At 60.1% G+C, this 17,984-nt stretch carries 19 protein-coding genes; 3 read left to right on the top strand and 16 right to left on the bottom strand.

Annotation, left to right across the window (positions count from 1 at the left end):
* Window positions 1-10 precede the first annotated feature (10 nt).
* From ABR989_RS10655 to ABR989_RS10640, 4 genes are read right to left on the bottom strand one after another with little or no spacing between them, the layout of a single operon-like run.
* Window positions 11-445, bottom strand: a complete 435-nt coding sequence (locus ABR989_RS10655; RefSeq protein ID WP_428128277.1) for a hypothetical protein — start codon at window positions 443-445, stop codon at window positions 11-13.
* Window positions 445-1,185, bottom strand: coding sequence for an AAA family ATPase (locus ABR989_RS10650; RefSeq protein WP_428128275.1), 741 nt, complete (start codon window positions 1,183-1,185; stop codon window positions 445-447). The genes ABR989_RS10655 and ABR989_RS10650 overlap by 1 nt, the downstream gene beginning before the upstream one ends.
* Complete coding sequence (locus tag ABR989_RS10645) at window positions 1,175-3,217, bottom strand: DDE-type integrase/transposase/recombinase (RefSeq protein WP_428128273.1); 2,043 nt, start codon at window positions 3,215-3,217, stop codon at window positions 1,175-1,177. Before ABR989_RS10645 ends, ABR989_RS10650 begins: the two co-directional genes overlap by 11 nt.
* A complete protein-coding gene (locus tag ABR989_RS10640) occupies window positions 3,214-3,522 on the bottom strand; it encodes a helix-turn-helix domain-containing protein (protein WP_428128435.1) in 309 nt (102 codons plus the stop codon). The genes ABR989_RS10645 and ABR989_RS10640 overlap by 4 nt, the downstream gene beginning before the upstream one ends.
* Before the next feature lie 51 nt (window positions 3,523-3,573).
* On the opposite strand from ABR989_RS10640, the gene ABR989_RS10635 reads away from it, so the two are divergent.
* From ABR989_RS10635 to ABR989_RS10625, 3 genes are all read left to right on the top strand, one after another.
* Entirely contained in the window at window positions 3,574-4,338 is a 765-nt protein-coding gene (locus ABR989_RS10635) for an XRE family transcriptional regulator (RefSeq protein WP_428128271.1), read from the top strand.
* A 143-nt stretch (window positions 4,339-4,481) separates the two neighbouring features.
* Window positions 4,482-4,715: a hypothetical protein gene (locus ABR989_RS10630; RefSeq protein WP_428128269.1), complete on the top strand. Its 234-nt coding sequence runs from the start codon at window positions 4,482-4,484 to the stop codon at window positions 4,713-4,715.
* A 188-nt stretch (window positions 4,716-4,903) separates the two neighbouring features.
* Entirely contained in the window at window positions 4,904-5,026 is a 123-nt protein-coding gene (locus ABR989_RS10625) for a hypothetical protein (RefSeq protein WP_428128267.1), read from the top strand.
* A 693-nt stretch (window positions 5,027-5,719) separates the two neighbouring features.
* Here ABR989_RS10625 and ABR989_RS10620 read toward each other — a convergent pair.
* The 12 genes from ABR989_RS10620 to ABR989_RS10565 all read right to left on the bottom strand — a co-directional run bounded on the left by ABR989_RS10620 (window position 5,720) and on the right by ABR989_RS10565 (window position 17,973).
* Window positions 5,720-6,724 (bottom strand): Lnb N-terminal periplasmic domain-containing protein, encoded by a 1,005-nt coding sequence (locus tag ABR989_RS10620; protein ID WP_428128265.1) that lies wholly within the window; start codon window positions 6,722-6,724, stop codon window positions 5,720-5,722.
* Window positions 6,724-8,616, bottom strand: coding sequence for an esterase/lipase family protein (locus tag ABR989_RS10615; protein WP_428128263.1), 1,893 nt, complete (start codon window positions 8,614-8,616; stop codon window positions 6,724-6,726). Before ABR989_RS10615 ends, ABR989_RS10620 begins: the two co-directional genes overlap by 1 nt.
* Window position 8,617: 1 nt before the next feature.
* A complete protein-coding gene (locus tag ABR989_RS10610; protein ID WP_490338419.1) occupies window positions 8,618-9,364 on the bottom strand; it encodes a bestrophin-like domain in 747 nt (248 codons plus the stop codon).
* A 5-nt stretch (window positions 9,365-9,369) separates the two neighbouring features.
* The gene (locus ABR989_RS10605) at window positions 9,370-10,179 is read right to left on the bottom strand and encodes a potassium channel family protein (RefSeq protein WP_428128259.1); all 810 of its coding nucleotides are present in this window, start codon (window positions 10,177-10,179) and stop codon (window positions 9,370-9,372) included.
* Window positions 10,180-10,340: 161 nt separating this feature from the next.
* Entirely contained in the window at window positions 10,341-11,126 is a 786-nt protein-coding gene (locus ABR989_RS10600) for a bestrophin-like domain (protein ID WP_428128257.1), read from the bottom strand.
* Window positions 11,127-11,362: 236 nt separating this feature from the next.
* On the bottom strand, window positions 11,363-12,409 hold the full coding sequence (locus tag ABR989_RS10595; protein WP_428128255.1) for a DUF2950 domain-containing protein: 1,047 nt from the start codon (window positions 12,407-12,409) through the stop codon (window positions 11,363-11,365).
* A 9-nt stretch (window positions 12,410-12,418) separates the two neighbouring features.
* The gene (locus tag ABR989_RS10590; protein WP_428128253.1) at window positions 12,419-13,867 is read right to left on the bottom strand and encodes a DUF3300 domain-containing protein; all 1,449 of its coding nucleotides are present in this window, start codon (window positions 13,865-13,867) and stop codon (window positions 12,419-12,421) included.
* Window positions 13,868-14,019: 152 nt separating this feature from the next.
* Entirely contained in the window at window positions 14,020-14,610 is a 591-nt protein-coding gene (locus ABR989_RS10585; protein WP_428128251.1) for a PqiC family protein, read from the bottom strand.
* The gene (locus ABR989_RS10580; protein WP_428128250.1) at window positions 14,610-16,199 is read right to left on the bottom strand and encodes a PqiB family protein; all 1,590 of its coding nucleotides are present in this window, start codon (window positions 16,197-16,199) and stop codon (window positions 14,610-14,612) included. Before ABR989_RS10580 ends, ABR989_RS10585 begins: the two co-directional genes overlap by 1 nt.
* Entirely contained in the window at window positions 16,192-16,848 is a 657-nt protein-coding gene (locus tag ABR989_RS10575) for a paraquat-inducible protein A (RefSeq protein ID WP_428128248.1), read from the bottom strand. The genes ABR989_RS10580 and ABR989_RS10575 overlap by 8 nt, the downstream gene beginning before the upstream one ends.
* Window positions 16,845-17,519: a paraquat-inducible protein A gene (locus ABR989_RS10570; RefSeq protein ID WP_428128247.1), complete on the bottom strand. Its 675-nt coding sequence runs from the start codon at window positions 17,517-17,519 to the stop codon at window positions 16,845-16,847. The genes ABR989_RS10575 and ABR989_RS10570 overlap by 4 nt, the downstream gene beginning before the upstream one ends.
* A complete protein-coding gene (locus tag ABR989_RS10565; RefSeq protein WP_428128245.1) occupies window positions 17,509-17,973 on the bottom strand; it encodes a hypothetical protein in 465 nt (154 codons plus the stop codon). The genes ABR989_RS10570 and ABR989_RS10565 overlap by 11 nt, the downstream gene beginning before the upstream one ends.
* Window positions 17,974-17,984 lie beyond the last annotated feature (11 nt).

Here is a 17,984-nt window from a genome sequence, read left to right as displayed (position 1 = left end):
CTCTTCTTCATCAGTTTTGCCCTCCAAGTTTCTGGCGTTCGACGAACGCGCCCAATCGAGCGAGTCGTTTGTCGCACGCGGTGATCTGTGCCATGAGATTCGCCCGCAGTTCTCTTATCCGCGTGATTTCAAGGTTAGGGTCCAGCGCCAGACCCTTTCGCCCGCACCGCGGCGCGAAAGGTCCGGTGTTTTTGATCAGCACGTACACGCTGCCCTCGCAGCCCCGCACTCGCTCCTCGATTCTGAGATAACCGGCGCCCGTCAGATCCCGCAGGTAGAGCTCGGCCGCCTTGCGCCTCGCGATCTCGGCGACTTGAAGCAGCTCGCCGATTTGGAATCGCCGCAAAATGCGCATCGCCTTCCACATCCGCTCGCGCGCCGCGCTCGGCGCGCCCGCCAGATTCACTCCGGCGCCACGCCCGCGAGGATTTTTGATTGTTTCCATCAAGCCGCCGCCGCGAGATCAGACCGCCTGTTGACCGGCGGTGTTGGCGTCGAATCGTCCATCGGATAGTCGGCCAGCGCGATCTTGTTCAGGCCGCACCGGTGACAGAAAGCTTCCGCCGCCGCCAGCTCTTTGACGAACAGGCCAGCCGAGCCACGCGACCGGCGATGGAGCGCCTCGATCAAGTCATCGGCGAGTAGCACTTCGGCCAGCTCCGCCGCGAGCAAGCGGCTGTCATCCAGGGTCGAAGGCTTAAAATCAACGGCGCGCAAAATCCGGCGCTCTATTTGTGGCCTGCGCATGACCTTCCCGCGAAATTCCGCGGTCCCGCCGATCAGAACCAAAGGAACCGCCGTCATGTCGTGAAGTATGCGCAGCGTTTCGAGGAGACCTTTTCTCTCCGAGAGGAGAGCATCGGCTTCATCTACGTAAATCGGACGCGGGCGCTCGGTAAGCTCCCTCGCGATGAACTCGAACATCGGCGCCAGTTGGCTTCCCGGCTTCTCGCCCATCTCTTCAACGATCTTGCCGAGCATCCAGCGCGCGCTCCAAATCGGCAACGCCGTAAGAAAAATGGCGTGCTGTTTTACAGCGATATGCGCGGTCACACAAGTTTTTCCCCGGCCGGCCTCTCCATGAATCAGCACGATTCCGGGCAATCCGGGATCGCGGCCGGTCGCGGCAGATTGGGCACTCACAAAGGCCCGGTAATTCGCGGTCAGGCAGATTTTAGTGCGCATAACTTTTGCCCTCGTCGTGAGCTTGCCCCTCGTCGGCGCTCCATCGCTCCAAATCGAGTCCGGCCTGATAATCGGACGTGCTCTCGTAAGAGATTGCCCAGCTCTCAGCCGTGTTCCCGAATCGAGAAAGGAACGCCTGCTCACGTTCAGTCAACGGCCGCCCCGCCCGTCGAATTGCAATCCACAAATCCCATAATTGGTCACGGTTCAAAAGGGCCTCGCGCCGCGTCTTGCGATTCATCAACTCTCGCAACGCTTCCGCGCCTTCGCGGAGATCGGATTCGTCGTGCGGTGCCGGTTCTGCCGGCGCGTCGAGAGCCTCAAGCGCAGCCGCCGCCGCGGTCAGCGCCGCCGAACGATACGGCAACGCCACGGCGCCAGCTTCGGCCGGCGCCGGCAGCATCGCTGCCGTTTTCGCGACCGCGTGATCGAGGATCTCGCGATAGAGTTTGTCAGGCCGGTGTTTTCTCTTGAGCGCGCGCAGCTCATCCATGCCTTGGCGCATGACGACGGTCTGCCGCTGCTTGGCGGCGATCGCGAGCACTTCGCGGTCGAGTCCGAGCGCTTCGGGATCAACCGCGATACAGATGAAGCGCGGCGCCGCGTCGGCCGTGTAAACAATCAGCTTGCCGGCGTCGCGCGTGCGCACGAATTGCACCGTCCCGCCGACGTGCTCGACCAGCGCATCATCCCAATAGAAAACGTTGCCGACGCGCAACCCCTTCTTGCCGACGACGGCCGCGCCGTCTTCGCCCAGGATCAGATCGAGCAATCGATCGTCGGCGACGCGCCGGACCTGCCCGCGCCGCTCGGCCTCGGCAAAAACCTCGTTCGGAGTTCGGCCGCCGAGCCCGCGATGCTTCCGATTTCCGTAAAGGTGCTCGAGCCACCGGTCGAGCAGCCCTTGCAGCTCCGGCCCGGTCAGCTCGACGCGGTACAACTTCGCGAGATTCTGGCCGCGGCGCTGTGCGAATGACGCACGCTTGCGGATCGCGCTGGCCTCTGCCGGCGAATGGCCCGAATAGCCGGGCACGTTCTCGAAGAATCCGTGGAGCACGCTGCCCATGCCGCCGCGCTCGATGAATGGCTTTTTTTCGCCGCAATAGGCGCGCACCGCCGTCCACTTGATCCCGAGCCGCGCCATCGCGCGCTGCGTCCGCTCGCTCAGGAACGCCGCGCCGCGATCGGATTTGATCTCGTCGGGAATACCGAGAATCGGAAACGCCTTGATCAGCAGCTCGGCTATCGCCTGACTCGACTCGCTCGGCGCCAGATGCGCAACCATCCGGCGCGACTTCACGTCGAGCACCGCGATCATCTGCATCTTGCCGGTTTTAGTTTCGATCTCTGTCAGAACAAACGCATCGCTCTTCGTGCCGTCGATCTCGAATAACTGGCCGACGCGCGTAATTCCGGCATCAGCATCGCCCAGCGCCAGCATGTGCCGGCTCTTCCACAAGTCTGGATCGGCGACGCGCTGAAACAGCGAGCCGTTCTTCCGCTTCCAGTCGCGGATAAAACGCTCGACCGATCTGAGATCAGGAATGCGATCATTCGCGAATCTAACTCCGATTCCATCGAGCACGAATCGCGCGCGCACGCGCGGGTTATGCGCGATCTGCGCGATGACGAACTCGCGCATCAACGGGATGCGCGCGATTATCGTGTCGCCGCGCCGCCCGCCGTAGCCGGGAATCAGACCCGAAATTCCCGATTTCTCGAATCGCCGCCAGTCGCGCTGCAAGCTCGGCCACTCGATCGTCGGATAGAGCGCGCGCGTTTCTGCCGAAACTTTTTCGTTCTCTGAATTGTACCGCTCGACGAACGATGCGCCCGTCGCGTTCAGCGTCCGGCACGATCGGCCCCGACAAGCGCGGAACGCGGCGACGATCTCCGCCTTCGCGAGAGCGCGCGCGATCAAGGCGCGCGGTATCCCGTCGAGAGGATCAACCGGCGCGGTGACTACTGGCAGCGCCGCGGCGTCCATCAGCGCCGGAACTGCGAGCTGCTCGCTGCGCGCCGCCTCGCTCATGAAACTTTAGCCACCCTCTTTCGATCGCGATTGCGCTTGCGACGCCGCGCGTACCGGCTCGGCCAAATTTTCGCGGGGTGAAGCCCGAGTGCCTTGGCGATGATCGCCTCGGCCTTCGGATAGGATCGATCGAGCGCATCTAAGAGGGTGTTTCGGGCGTAACCATTTCTGAAAGAGAGTGCGCGAAGGCTCAGTCCGCGGCGATGCAATTCGGCGATGAGGTACTCTCTCGGCCAGTCTGTTTCCTCACCGGCCGCCGCTGTGTTATGAATGCCGAACGGCGATGATGATCGTAGAGCGTCCACGGCCCAAATATAGGCAGGAAACCCGAACGAACGCAAGCTATTCCGAACGTTATGCCAAGTAAGGCGCACAAGCCGAAGCGGAGGAGTCCGAAAGTCGCGGCCAAGGATCAGACTCAGACTCGCGAGGCCATGCTGACTGATAGTCGGCGAATCGCGGTCTCGGAATTTGCCGCGCGGCTCAAAGAGGCGATTTCCGGCCGCAGCATCACCGCGATCGCCGCAGAGTTGGGAGTATCCAGGACCGCCTTTCACGACTGGATAGCTGGGCGGGCCGCGCCGGACGTGATCACCACTTCCCGCTTGGCATCAGAACTCGATATTTCGATCGAGTGGCTGATGACGGGCCGCGGTGATATGCGGGCCGGCGCGGCGGGATACATTGTGCCCGCATGGCCAAACGACCGCGCGCCCGTGCTCTTCGAACTCGATTGGTTCCGAAAAAATATCGGTCAAGTCTCCGTGCCCGACGACGTGCGGAACGCTATCGGCTCGCGAGAATATGAGGAGGCATTTCCTCCGCTCCTCTTCGAGGTTCGGGCGGACGACTCGATGGAACCGACCTTACGCAAAGGAGATCTGCTTCTAGCTGGGACAATTGAAATCGATTCGCCTATGAACGGTCTCTACCTAATTGCGCGGAAGGGGGCTGAACCAGGCGAACGGCTCTTTCCTCGGCGCGTCGAATGGTCAGGGAACTCGATTGCCAGGCTCAAGTGCGACAACACGGCCTATCCCACTGTCATTGAAATCAGCAAATCGAACGACAAGGGGCTGTTGATTTACGCTCGCGTGATCTGGCACGGCCGCATTCTCTGAACCCTGTTTTCAAAGAGGGGGATTCCATTGAAAGCAAAACAGGTCGTTAAACTCGCGGCGGCGATCGCTTTCCTGTTGATGGGCTGCTGCACGGCAGCAGCTCGCCGCACGATCGGCTCAATGGCACCTGGACCAGCAACATCATGACCGTGACGATCGATTTTCCCGCCCACAAGTATTCGGGCGTCGCGATGGGCGAGCAGTTCTCGCACTACCTGGACCTGGTGAGCGAGAATGCCAACGTCGTGGTCTTCAAAGAGAGCGACGCGACGATCGTTTGCCAGATTCAAGACGACGGCAGCATCATGATCACCAAGCAGGGCTCCGAAGGCGGAATCCCGCTGATCCTGCACCGCGCCAAAGAGCCCGCGAGCTAAAAAGTGAAATCACGGTCCCGCTCGGGAACCGTGATCCCAAAAATCACGGTCGCCGGCCACGACCGTGATCCGCTTAATCCTCGTGGCCCACGAGTATTTCCTTTAGCCCGCCAAAGCGCGCCTAGAGATGAATTTTCAAATGTCGTGGCCCACGACATTTCTCTTGATGCGCCAAAGCGCGCTTAGAGTTGCATTTTCAAATGTTCCCGCCCGGCGCATTTGAGTTCAAGATCGTGGGCCACGATCTTGAACGGGAGCACAGTTCCGATCCCGGCACCGTGATTTTAGGTGTCGTCGAGCACGACACCTAAAATTAAGTGTCGTCGCCCTCGACACTTATTCGCCGAGCGCGGAGAATGGTCGTGCTCGACGACTATTTCCAAGGCGCGTCTATTTGCTTCAAGGCGCCGTATGTCGCGAGCAACGACATACCGGGGCGCCCGCATCATGTTCCCGAGCGGAACGTGAGTAGCCTATTAGCCTCGCTAATTTATCGTCAGCATTTCGAGCCCCGGCTTTACCGTCCGCCCTGAACCGATTCGGCTTCCAGTCTGGCCAGCCGGCATTTTCGCCCAAAAGCGACGTAAGTAGCTGATTCATCAAGCGAATCGCATCGAATCGCAAAAACGACACTTAGTTTGATCCAACGTCGCGCAAACTCGCGCCTTGTTGTGGCAAGGTTGTCCCTATGTAGCAGCTATCGTGACACCGACCGCCGAGCCGAAATAGCGGGATAGAACCGCGCGCGGCGCGGCGCTGGAAAGTCTGCCCGCGTCGGAAACCCACGTCCAGCGCGGGGTTGGACGCATCCGCCGTCCCATAATATTCCAGGCCAGTCCCGGTAAATCCCGCGAAAGTTGCCACATACGATTAGATCAGACTCGGTGTCGCGTCACAACGACCTGAAAGACCATCGCCAGGTCTAGCGCCTCTTTGATGTTCCCAGTTCGATAGAAAAATCCGAAAGCTGCCGAGCTTTGGGTCGTTGGCGCGACGACCAAAAATTACGAGCCGCGGTCTTTTGGCAGCCGCTGACGGATGCGCGCGGAAAAATCTGTAGAGTTGCCGGCGGCTTTCGCCATTTCCGTGATGTTACTGCGTGCGCGGAGGTCTTCGAACGGCAGGTCCGTGTCGATCTGACCGCGATCGTAGAGCAATTGGTCGAGGTGGCCGTTCGCGAGCAGTCTCCAATCAAGCCGGCCGACGGCGCCGACGTTTCGCGCATGGCCACGAATCGTAGTCGTGCAGTTCTGCGTCAGTGCATTGTACCATTGCGGGTGGTCGGCGAGCCGATTGACTTCGTCGAGGTAGTCAACCAGCAGTGCGCGCGCCTGCGAGGCGGGAACGCGGATGCGATACAGGTAGACCTGCTCGCCGCGGTAGTTCGTTCGCAAGCCGACCAGGTCGCGTTCGTCGGCGACTACGTAATAGAGCTCGTACTGGCGGTAGAAGCCACGAATCGCCGAGTATGATTCGCCCTTCTCCTTGCGTGTCTCGATCGAGATGGCAAGGTGTTGGCCGTCGTCAAACTCCCAGCTCGCGATCGTATGCGCGATTTGGGTCGGTCCCCAAAACGACAGGAACAAGTCCACGCCCTCAACCCGGTCGAGATCGTAAGTCCGCGTTTCCCAGCGCTGGTCGTAATCCGTTTCGGATCGGTAGTTGAAATTTCGTACGTTCTCGATCGTCACGCGGCTGCCGTCAAAGGATGCTCGCGCCGTGCGAGCGACATCGGGAGTCCAATCGCGCGTGTTGCTCGGCGGAATCGCCGTCCACCAGAGGGCGACCACAATCACGGGCATCAGCGCAACCACGAGCCCCCTCAAGAAGGGTCGAACGAGGACAGCTAGAGCGCAGCTCGCGAGGGCCAGTCCTCCAGCCATCGCCCCCGCAATGACGCGCAACTGCGGTCCATCGAACCACAGCGCCATCGCGCTCCACGCGACCGCGGCGACGACGATCACCGACAGCATCAGCGTCGCGATGATGCGGGCTGGGCGCCGAACCATCAGTGGATTCCGGCGTGCTCGTAGAGGATGCGGCGGACCTCCTCGATCGTCTCGGGCGTGGCCTGAGTCGAGTGTCCCGAACGCACGACCAGCTCGGATTCGACGCCCTCGATATGCGCGCTCTTGTACTCGACGACGCCGTCGTTGCCCTCCTCGACCGGGCCTGTCCCTTTCACCGCAATTATCGAGTGAGCGTGTACGCCCTTGGCAATCGGCAGCGCGGCCAGCGTCTTCAGGAACGGATTGGACGCGTCCATGTTGTCGAGCGCGGTCGGGATAGTAAACGGAGTTCCCAGCATGCTGGGCTCGCGGAGCTTTGCGATCTGAACAGCGGATTTGGCAAGGCCCCCCGGCAGGTTGATGAATTTGTTTCCGAACTTAACGAGGGGATTACTCGCCAAAAAACTGCCGCGATGTGGCGTCGCGATGAAAATTACTTCCTTCACGAACGGCAATGGCTTGACAAACCACGCGCGGGCCAGCAGGTCGCGAGTGTCGTGGTCGAGTTGCGCTTTGTCAAACGGGACCTTCGTAATATTCTCCCAGAAGCGGTTGCCGCTATCGACGACCGTCATCTTGGCCATGAGCCCTCCCTGGCTGTGACCGATCACGACCATGTCGTTGAGCGCGGGATCTTTTCCCTCGGGATCGATGTCCTTTCGCGCAGCCTGCAGCGATTTCCGCAGGCGCATCGCCGACAACGCGATGGGATTGCCGCTGTTATAGACGAAGAACCAGAGCTGATAGCGCGAGGCTATGGCGGGATCCCCGAGGAGCTCATTGCCCATCTCAGCCCAGCGTGCGGGACTCGACGCGGTCCCATGAACAAGCACCACCGGAATCATGTTGGGATGGTAGGGATGCAGCATGAAAAGGCCGCTGATGTCGCCGGCGATGCTGGTGCCCAAAAACGGAAAGTCCCCCCGGCGAAACCCCGCAAGTTCGAAATCCCAAACTGGCGAACCTTCCAAACGATAGGCGAGCGCGGCGCTGGGATCCGACTCGAGCGGCACGGAGTAAGCGCCGACTTGTATCTTCTCGGTCCAGTCCTCATCGTAGAGTTCGACCGTGCCGTGCAGCCGCCCGTCGCTCATCGCGCGGCGAGGATCGTCGAAGCGCACGAACGCGGTCATCGGTACTTTCGCACTCGGCAGTATCCAGCGGCTCGCCGGGTTGCCTGGCGAGGGTTCCACTTTTGCCGAGAGCGCGGCGCCGATACCAGCTATGCGATAAGTGTTGCGCAGCCCGCGCACTTTCATGTCCGCGAGCGATACGAAATTTGTCAGATGATATCCGGCGTAGTTGTATCCGTTTGGATTAGCCGACAGAGCGAGCGAACCAAAGGGCAAACTGAATTGCCGCGTACTGAGGTCAACTTTCTTTCCATCCTTGGTCGCAAGTCCCAGGGCGATGCCCCGATTGTAGAGATCAATTGCCATGCACAGGCGTGGATCGTACTCGCCGGGGGCGTTCGCCGGGTTTGGCGGAAACAGGAACGCGTACGCATAAGCCGCGGAGGCCATGTAATACGATCGGCTCCCCGATTCCCCGGCGTACGCGAAGCACAGTTCGGACAGCGCGAACAGGCGCTCTCGTTCGTCAGGCTTGCCGAGCCCTGAATTCAATTCGGCGATCACGACTTCCGGTTCACTCTGGAAGCGCTGGCTGAGCGCGGTGCGCTCGAGAATTTGCGTCGAGTAGGCGCTCGGTTCGCCCGTTGACAGGACGTTAGCGTTCAGCTGGCGTTGGACCGCCTGCTCCTTGAGGCGCGAAACGCCGACGGGAGTGGCACAGCCGCTTGCAAAGAGGACGACGATCGCAAGACCAACCGCTACGAACTCACGATGCAGCCATTTGTCGGCTGCCGCCAGCTGTTGTGGCAAAGTGCTCATGCTACTTGCCGAGATGGGCGATGGCATTGCGCAGCGGTGTGTCGGAAATCTGAATCAGCCCGCCGAATGGCCTGTCCAGCTCCATGATCAGGAAGATCGCACCAGAAACCGATAGCGCACAGAGGAACAGGGTAGCGATGACGGTCGAATTCCGGGGCGCGAACAGACCAAAGCTGAGAAAGATAATAGTCACCCAGAAAACCAGCAATACGAGAAACGGCATAGGGATTGAGCGGCCCCCCTGCTCGAGCAGCAGCAAGCGGGCCTGTCCGATATCGATGCTGGTCTTCAGGGCTTGGGCCTGCAACGAGCGCTGAACTTCGTTTTGCGGAGAAAGTTCCTGGATCTTGTCGAAGAAGACTTCGGCCACAGCCGCGTTCGGCGCCAACTCCGCGCGTCCGGAACGGTTCTCGGGCCAGATCCGATCAATCATGCCAGCGACGGACAGCTTGACTAGATCGCGAGCTTCTTTCGTCTCTGGCCCGTAATGGGCGAGCACGCGATCGAGCAGAATGATGTTGGCGGAGAGTTGCGTAACTTCGTTTCTCTGCGCGTCGTAAGAACTCTTTGCCGAGTTGGTCAGCAGAGCGAGAACCAGGGCCGCCATCGTCGCGGTCAGGCCCATCCCCAGCTTGATTACATCCTTGGACTCGGCGCTCAGATGATGCTCAGGCAGAATCAGGCGAAGAGCCATCCCGAGAAGCGCTCCTCCAAAGACGCAAGCCAACACGATGCAACCGATGGTCATCGGGCTCACGATTGATCCTCCCCGTGTTCAGATGGCCTCCTTGAATGCTGAGGTTCCGCTTTTCGACTCGTAGATTGGCTCATCTGCATTCCCACCAGCCGCGCAACCAGGATCGCCAGGTAGAACTGCCCCGTGATGCCTTCTGCCGCCGCTGCGTAGCGGGCTTGCAGAGTCAACGGAGTGATGTCGCCAAATCCGATGGTGGACAGCGTCGTCAAGCTGAAGTAGCCGAGAACCGGGAAAATGGACTGAATGCCGGCCGGATGGCCGGAAATTGCGGCTCCGAGGCCGCCAAAGGAATCTGGATGCAGTTGAAACATAATAGCGTACAGGAAGACCCAGGTGAACCCGAGCAAGAGGTAGACCGATATAGCCATGCAGATGGTTTCGCCGGTGACCTCTCTATGCTTCAGGACGCTTCGTAACTCGCTCAAGGCAACAAACAGGATGAATAGCAACCAACAAATCGAACCCACCAAGTTGAGCATCCAGCTCTGCACAAAGATGACGGCTATTCGTTCTGCCATGGCAGCCGCGGCGAGCACCCAACCCAGCATTCGCCGCTGCCTGCTTTGGGCCAGCAGGCGGCCTCTTTCACCCACCAACTCATCAACGTTGATGTTGTAAAGGGCCACGAGCAGGATGGTCACCAATGCAACTCCGAATATGGCGAAGCTGGCTCTTGAGTCGCCTATCAGTGGGCGCACCGCAAACGCAGCTATGATCGCCGCGAGCAGAGCGCTGTGCCTGTGCGGCTCGAAATGTCGGTGGATTGCTTCTCGCAACTCCCGCAAGACGCTGGCCTCGATTGACATATGCACGCAGTTCCGCCGCTACAGTTTCTGCTCGGTTTCCGCCCTAAGCCGGCAGAACTCTAGAGTTTGGAAATTCAGTGGCACTCGGAGACCCGGCGCACTAAGATGAAGGGAAACAATGTCGGGTCTACCTGGGGCTTCGCGTTCTCTCATGCGGAGTCTCATTTGATGCTGTTCTGAAGATTGACCATGCTCTGTTGGCTGACCCTGATGAATCCCCTACGGGGGCGATCCAGATCCATGATCACGAGGATTACCAAAGTAATGATCAGGGACATCGTCACCGTCACCGAGAGGTTACGCCAATCTCCCATTCCACAGCCGAATCCCACAATCCCCATGGCCAGAGTCGCCACAAAGAAAAGCAGAAGCAGAACTGCCTCGGGCACGTGATTCTGTCTTGCGATGTCACGCTTCGTGCGAAGATCGATGACTTCGTTGAGCGAACTAATGAACAACCCCGCCGGGATGGAATGAGAATCCTTAGTCGCCGCATCCATCGCTTGTGACCAAAGCTGTGTTTGCAACTGATCGGTCTGATTGTTAACTTCATCCAGCTTCTTCTGGTCCACTCCGGTAGCGTAGTATTCCACGCGGTTGGTAACGTAGTCTTGCAGCAGTTTGACCACCTCGACTCGATAGAGCTCTGCGAGCGCCTTCGAGCGAAGGTAGGTAGTACCTATCGCATTGGCTTCTTCGAGAACCAATTGTCTTCGCGCGTCAAAACGCGATTCTGCCATTGCGAAGGAAAAGGCGAGCAATAGAGCAAGCAGACCAATCATCGCACCCTGCAAGGTCCCGAGTTCCGACTTTGCAGAATCCTCAAGCCTAGCCCGAATCACACGCCCGCGACGAAAGCCCACTTCTGTAGCGACCAGCAGCAATCCGAAAAGCGCGGCGACGACGAGAAGCTCGCTCCGTTGATACAGGAATTCATCCACGGCCATGCACTTCCTATCGAGCAACACCTGTGCCAGGGCACGCCCACAGGTTGATGCCGCATTCTAGCTATTCTCACCTACAGACTTCCATCCAGCTTCCAAACTAATCTCATCATTCGACCCGCTCGGGAAACCCAATGGCGCGAGATGAAGGTGGGGCGCCTCTCGCAATTGCTCCACGATTTCAGCCCCGCGCGATCGCTGCGAGCAGTGATCGCCAATTCCGAAGTCGCAAAGACATGTTACTCCTCCACTTCTTGCCAGGTCTTGTCAGGATTGAACTGTGCTATTTCGCTCGCCAACCTTGCGGTGTTGGGCCCAAGATCCTTTTGTACGATGACGCCATCCTGATTGATCATGAATGTCATCACTCCTGAAGCTCCATATTCGGCGGGGCAGGCCAGGAATGCGAAGCCATTAGTCATTTTGCCATTGACTAAGTAATTCTTTGCATCGCCCGGGGCGTTCTTACCCTGCCTTGTTATTGTCTTGTAGTAGTATCCATGAAACGGGATTGGATTTCCGCTATTGTCCCTCTTGTATCCCTCAGCGGTGGCGCTCGCGACAAGCGGTCCTATCGGACTCTCGGGTTGTCCTTCGGGGGTTTCCCAATACAGACCGTTATGCTTACCGGTATCGCTCAGGATTTTCTGGGCAAAGTGAGCTGTATCTTCGCCATCACGCGCTTCGCTTGCGTATTCCGTCTGCGCATCTGCCAGGTCTTCGAGAACCTTGATCGTAAATAGCTCGTTTCGACCTATTCGTCTGTACAGTAGCTCCTCTTTGCCGGCGGCCGTATCGAAAACCCAACCGCCATTCTTCTTTACGAGCGGGATTGGAACCGGCCAGTTCTCGGCGCCGACATATAGAATGACGCGAGCTTGATCGTCGTAAGCGAGCCGATGCATCTCTTCATAGCGGTTGACGAAGTCGTTGCGAGCGTTGTTGTCGGCAACTGGATCTCCCGATGAAAGGACCTGATCCGCATCTGGGCCGAGTATCGAGCTCAGGGTCTTCATGTCGTCCGCTTTGCTAGCGGCGACCAATGCGGTGACGGCGGCGTTCGGTGACGGGAACACTTGCTGCTCGGCCGCTTCTTGCGCCGACGCGAGAGGCGGGAAGAACAGGAGCGCCAAAAGCAGCGCTGAGAGAACGGCCGCTGGACGGGCGCGAGAGATCTTCACTCTGGAATAGTCGAAAAAATTAGGCATGAGTCTTTTCCCTGTCGCGTTCGCGGCGCGGCGTGAGTTGATGTCGAGGCACTCCCTGGTCATTTCGTTCGACGTCATTGGAATTCCTCATTGACCCTTTTTTCGGCCGCCTTGATTTCCTCCGCCTCCACCATTTCCACCGCCCCCGCCGCGTTTGGCATTACCGCCACCACCGCCGTTACCGCGTCCGCCAGAGGCATTCTGGTTTCCCTTAAGGCTCGCTTGTCCGCGGTCGCTGGATGCCCGCGTAGCTCCGCCGGCCTGATATCCACCCAAAGCGCTATTGCGGCCGCCCGTGCTGCCAGGGTCTTTGGAGAAGCCTCGTGCCGGGTCTGCTGCACGATTGGCAGTTTTGGTATTAGCGGGCCGATTTGCGGCGACGGGATTACCAGGCTGATTGGGCCGATTCTTTCCAACATTTGTCATACCAGGATTGGATCCTGCCGGATTGTTGGGAAGCGTACTCGGCTTGGGAAAGTTGGGCTTTGCGATATTGGGATTGGCCGGCCTCGCGGTTGCCGGGTTGTATGGGCGCGTTGCCGGAATTTCGCCGTTGTTTGGACGATTGATTCCGCCGCCACCGTTGTAGGGCGGCCTGTTGCCCGGAGATGGCATCGGTCGTGCCGGGTTTCCTGGGCGTGGGTTTCCCGCGTTCGGCGGCCGGTAAGCGGGAGGTCGTCCCGGGTATACGATGTTATTGGTGACGTAAACATTGTTGTTGTACCTGACCGAGCTGCCGCCGTACCCGTACCAGCTGCAACCCCAGTTGTTGTGGCCATTGTTGATAAGCATCCCGAGCAAAATCCCGGCTCCGAACGACAAGACTCCCGTGAGGAGCAAATCACTACCGCTATATCCCGGCGGCGCCTGCATCGGCGCGCCGTAAGCACTGGTGGGATTGTACTGTGGGACGTAAACCGTGTTCGGCTGTGCCGGCTGGATGATTATCGTCTGCTGCATCGAGGGCTGCGCCCCGCCTTGAGCGGCAGGAGGTGCAGGCTGGACTTCAACTTTCTGTTGCGATGTGGACTTCAGCGTTCCCGCGTTGATCGCCCTGTTGCGCAGAACCTGGATCGCGTTCATCACGTCGGCGGGCTGGTTGTAGTACGCTTCGCCGAGCGCCGAAGTCCACGCGAGGCTGTCGTTCATCGTTTGAAGCACAGAAGGGAACTGAGTCAGCGACTTGATGCTGGGATCCCACGGTTGCTGATTCACTTGCCCGGCCAACTGGTCGCCGGTCAGCTTGGGATTCTGCTTGAGCCATCTATCTGCTTCCACGATCTGCGTCGGATAGGTGGACCCGGCCAGGATTTGCGCCACCAGCACGTCAGGATAGAGGGCGATGGGTGTTGCGAGTTCCTGCAACTCTTGCGCGGTGGCCGCCCCGGGCGGCGGACCGGGTTCAACGGCCGCAGCGGGAGGAGGAACAGCCGGTGCGGCACTTGCGGCGACACCCGATTGCGCCTCCGACGCCGACGCGGCCGACGGTTGGTCATCACCGTACGAACAACCGGTGACCATCGGCGATGTGGACATTAAGACTGCCGCGGCAAGTATCAACGGCAACGATCGGCCCTTAGGCCTGGCTAGTAACTTCATCGTCGATAAACCTCGGTGTCAGTTGTAGTCAGTTCGCTCATGAGATCAGTTTGCATTTCGCCTCGGTGAGATCGGTTTCCAGAAAAGCGCTACGGCTTCTTTTCGGCTTCCGCGCGGATGGCGGCGGCGATGTCGGCGCTCATCTTCGCGATTGCGCGGCTGTGCGCTGCCGCGAGCGCGTCGAAGCCTTGACCCTGCACGGGCTCGCGCGCGACGGTGCGGCCCGAGCGCGTTTCCCCGCCCGCAGTCTTGCGCACCGTCCACACTGCCTCGACGAACGCCGCGTCGCCTTGAATCGACTCGAAGCGCTGAACGTCGATCGTGATCCTGTAGTCGGGGGTGAAGTTCGCGAGCGTCTCCGTGGCCACCTCCGGTGTACCGAGCAGCACCACGAGGTCGCCGGCGACTGCGCGCGCGATGGCATCATTCAGCGGCGCGACCCACCGATTGAACTCATCTACCTCATCGCGGTTGGGCGCGACCTGGACCACGAACTCCGGCCGGTCGACTGCAGCGGGGACGGTAACCGGGCCGACCATGACGGCGGCGTGCGCGGCCGGCGCGCCGTCGGCGATCGCCGTGGAGTCGAGCGCGTAAAACCGCGAGGGCACCGTGCTGCATCCGGCTGCTACCATTACGACCAACGCGATCGAGATCAGATATGCGATACGGCCTGTCATCACTTCGCCTCCCCGGTCTTGCCGCGAATGAGCGCTTCGGGATGACGCTCGAGATAGTCTGCGAGCACGCGTAATGACCGGGCCGCACGGCTGACCTCCCGGAGCGTATCGCCCAGTTGCTGGATTTGTACGGAATTCGGCCCAGTAAGATTGCTGGTGTTGTCGAGCGTACCTTGCGCACTCACAAGCGTACCGCGCGCGCTTACGATCGTCAGATCGAGATCCGCGATTGCCTTGCGCAGGTTGTCGCCGATCTCCTGCAAGGGCATCTTGTCGAGCTTCTTGATGATGTTCTCAACGGTGGCCTCGGTCGCTTCGAGCTGCCCCGGAGTGGTCGGTAGCTGCACTGGTTTCTGCGACCAGTCAACCGTCGCCGGCGGCGCGCCCGGGAAAAAGTCGAGCGATACGTACACGGCACCCGTCAAAAGGTTCCCCGTTTTCAGTTGCGCACGGACCCCGTGGGACACCAAGCTGTCGATCATCTTCCTGCGCATGGCCTCGAAATTTTCACCGGGCTTCAGGTCCATGATCTTGACTCCAAGTCTCTGCGCGTCCACTTGGATAATTACCGGCACCGAGAATTCGAAGGTCTTCAAGTCGACTTGCGCGCGAACATCCGTGACCTCGCCTACAGGAATGCCGCGAAACTCGACCGGCGCGCCGGGTGCTAGCCCCCGGACCGAGTCCTTGAAGATGACCTGATAAGTCTGCGGATTTCGGGGAGGCGGGTTGAACGCCTGGGCCCGGTTGGCGAACAGCCTGAAGACGGCGTTCTCCTCGGCCGGCGGCAGGGCCGGATCGGTCGCGGCCGTCTCGAACGCGATACCGCCTATCAGAATCGATAAAACCGACTGGGTCTGCACGGTGAGACCGCTTGCCGAGAGCGATACGTCGATTCCGCTCGCGTGCCAAAAGCGGGTGTCCGGGTTGACGTACTGGTCGTACGGCGTTCGCACGAATACCTTGACAGTCAGATTCTTACCGTCCTTGTCGAGTTCGTACGACGCGACCTGGCCTACCTGCAGCCTCCGGAAGTATATCGGCGTGCCGGTATCCAGTGAACCCAGGTCGGGGGTCTTCAGGATGAAAAAGCGGCCCGGGATATCGCCGGTTATCACCGGCGGCGTTTCGAGCGCCACGAAGTCGCTTTTGGTCTCCTTCGAAGAGCCAATCTCCGCGCCGATGTAGGCCCCTGAGATGAGAGTGCCCAGCCCCGTCACGTTGGCGCCCGATATCCGCGGCCGCACGACCCAGAACTTCGTGTCTTCGACCAGAAAGCCTTGCGTCTTGGGAGCCATCTGCACGGTGGTGATCACGCGCTGGTGGTCCTCCGACAGCCGGATATCTGTGACGGTGCCGATGTCAACGCCGTTGTAGTGGATCTTGGTTTTGCCGGCTTCCAGCCCTTCCGCAGATCGGAAAACGATCGTGATCTTCGGCCCCTCGCTCAGGACCCTCGTCACTGCCACCCATGCGCCGACAATCGCCGCCACAATCGGGATGAACCAAACCAGAGAGAGCCGGGTGCGTTTCTTGGGCACATTCCTCGACTGAGGGACAGAAGGGAGCGGTGGATCGCGATCAGGCATAAGTAACCTCTTTCGAACCTGCCTCTTTCGAACTTGCGGAATCCCAGATCAGCCGCGGATCGAACGACTCGACCGCGAGCATCGTAAACACCACCACCGCCGCGAAGAAGATCAAGCCGGGTCCCGGCTCTACCGACATAAGCGGCTGGAGCTGGATCAGCGCCGCGGTGAACGTATCGACAAACACGTCCACCATCGACCATCGTCCGATGAATTCGACCATCCTGTACATCCGGACCCGCTGCTCATTGTTCGCGACCGAGCCCCGCTGCGCGGTGATTAGCAGATATGCGAGTGCCAGAATCTTCGCGCTCGGGATCATGATGCTTGCGACGAGCACGATGATCGACAGCGGCCATCCCGTCGGCGACCACAGCAGCACTACGCCTTGCATGATGGTGTCGGACTCGGCGCCTGCCGCCGTGGTCGTCGTCAACACGGGAAGCACGTTCGCCGGGACGTAACAGATCACCGCGGCGATCAGGTATGCCCAAGTGCGCTGGAAGCTCGCGGGCTTGCGGAAGGCAAGCTCCTCGTCGCAGCGCGGGCAGCGTCCTTCGACCTCACCGGGCGCGGGACGCGAGAGCAGGCCGCAGCCTTCGCAGCTTTGCAAGCCTTGCTGCATCGCGGTCATGGCGATCGGACTCACGACATTTCCTCCGCCACCCTGTTCCCGTCGGCGTCGCACCGCGCTTCGTCCGCCCACTGGACCCTCTCCCACACTTCCCGAGAGTCGAAACTGGCCGACATTCCGGCCAGGATGAAAACGAGCACCCACAGCACGAACAGCGCCATTCCCGGAATCACCGTCGCGTAGTCCGCGATCTTGACCAAAGCTACCAGCACGCCGACCATCATGACCTCGATCATGCTCCAGATGCGGGTCGTCGGGTGATAGCGCATGAGCATCCCCACCCATCTCGGCGGTCGCCCGCGCATTGCTCCGAGCACAATCGCCAGCATCAAGCCTATTTGCAGCGCCGGCGCGATGACTGCCGTGAACAGCACCAGCACCCCGACGATCTTCTGTCCGTTATCCCACAGGTGCTGGGCGCCTCCGATTACCGTGGTCGAGGCGTCGCGCCCGACGATCGTCAGGCCGAGCATTGGAACGGTGTTCGCGACCACGTAGAGCACCACGGCCGCGAGCGTCAGCGCGAGCGTCCGGTTGAGCGAGTCCTCACGATGCCGCCACAGCTCCTTGTTGCATCGCGGGCAGCGCGCGGACGCGCCCGGCGCAAGTTCCGGGATGCGCTGCAACAGGTCGCAATGCAGGCATGCGATGAGCGAGGTGTCTCCAACCGGCTGGTTATAACTCATTGCGGGATTGCTTTTGACGGAGATTCTCTGGCCTTTCGGCGATGCCCGGATATCGAAGGCTCATGATGCACCAGATGGTCATGGCCGCGTGCAGCACCACCGCCGGCCACAAAACGATACCGACCGGCTGCGACCGGATGCCGGCAGCCCCAAGGATAATAGCTGCACCGAGATTATACAGCACCATCGCTGCCACCAATCCTCTCGCGGCACGGCTTTGCGTGTCGCCGCGCGCAAGCCAGAATGCTGCTCCCAGCGTAAGCAATGCGGCCCCGCCGACGCGCGCCACGGTCAAGGCGCCGGGTGTCTCCAACGGCGCGCCGAGCAGGAGCGCCACCGCTGCCGAGGGGAAACTCAGCAGCGCGAGGCCAGCTCCTGCTTCAATCACCGCGGTCGTGGTTTGCAGAGCGTCCACTGACGAGGAACTGCTGGACAGGACGCCCGCGGGTTTCATGACTGCTATTG

Source organism: Binatus soli (SeqCode) (assembly GCF_050015535.1).
Taxonomy (GTDB): Bacteria; Desulfobacterota; Binatia; order Binatales; family Binataceae; genus Binatus; species Binatus soli.
This window is presented reverse-complemented; position numbering and strand designations above follow the sequence as displayed.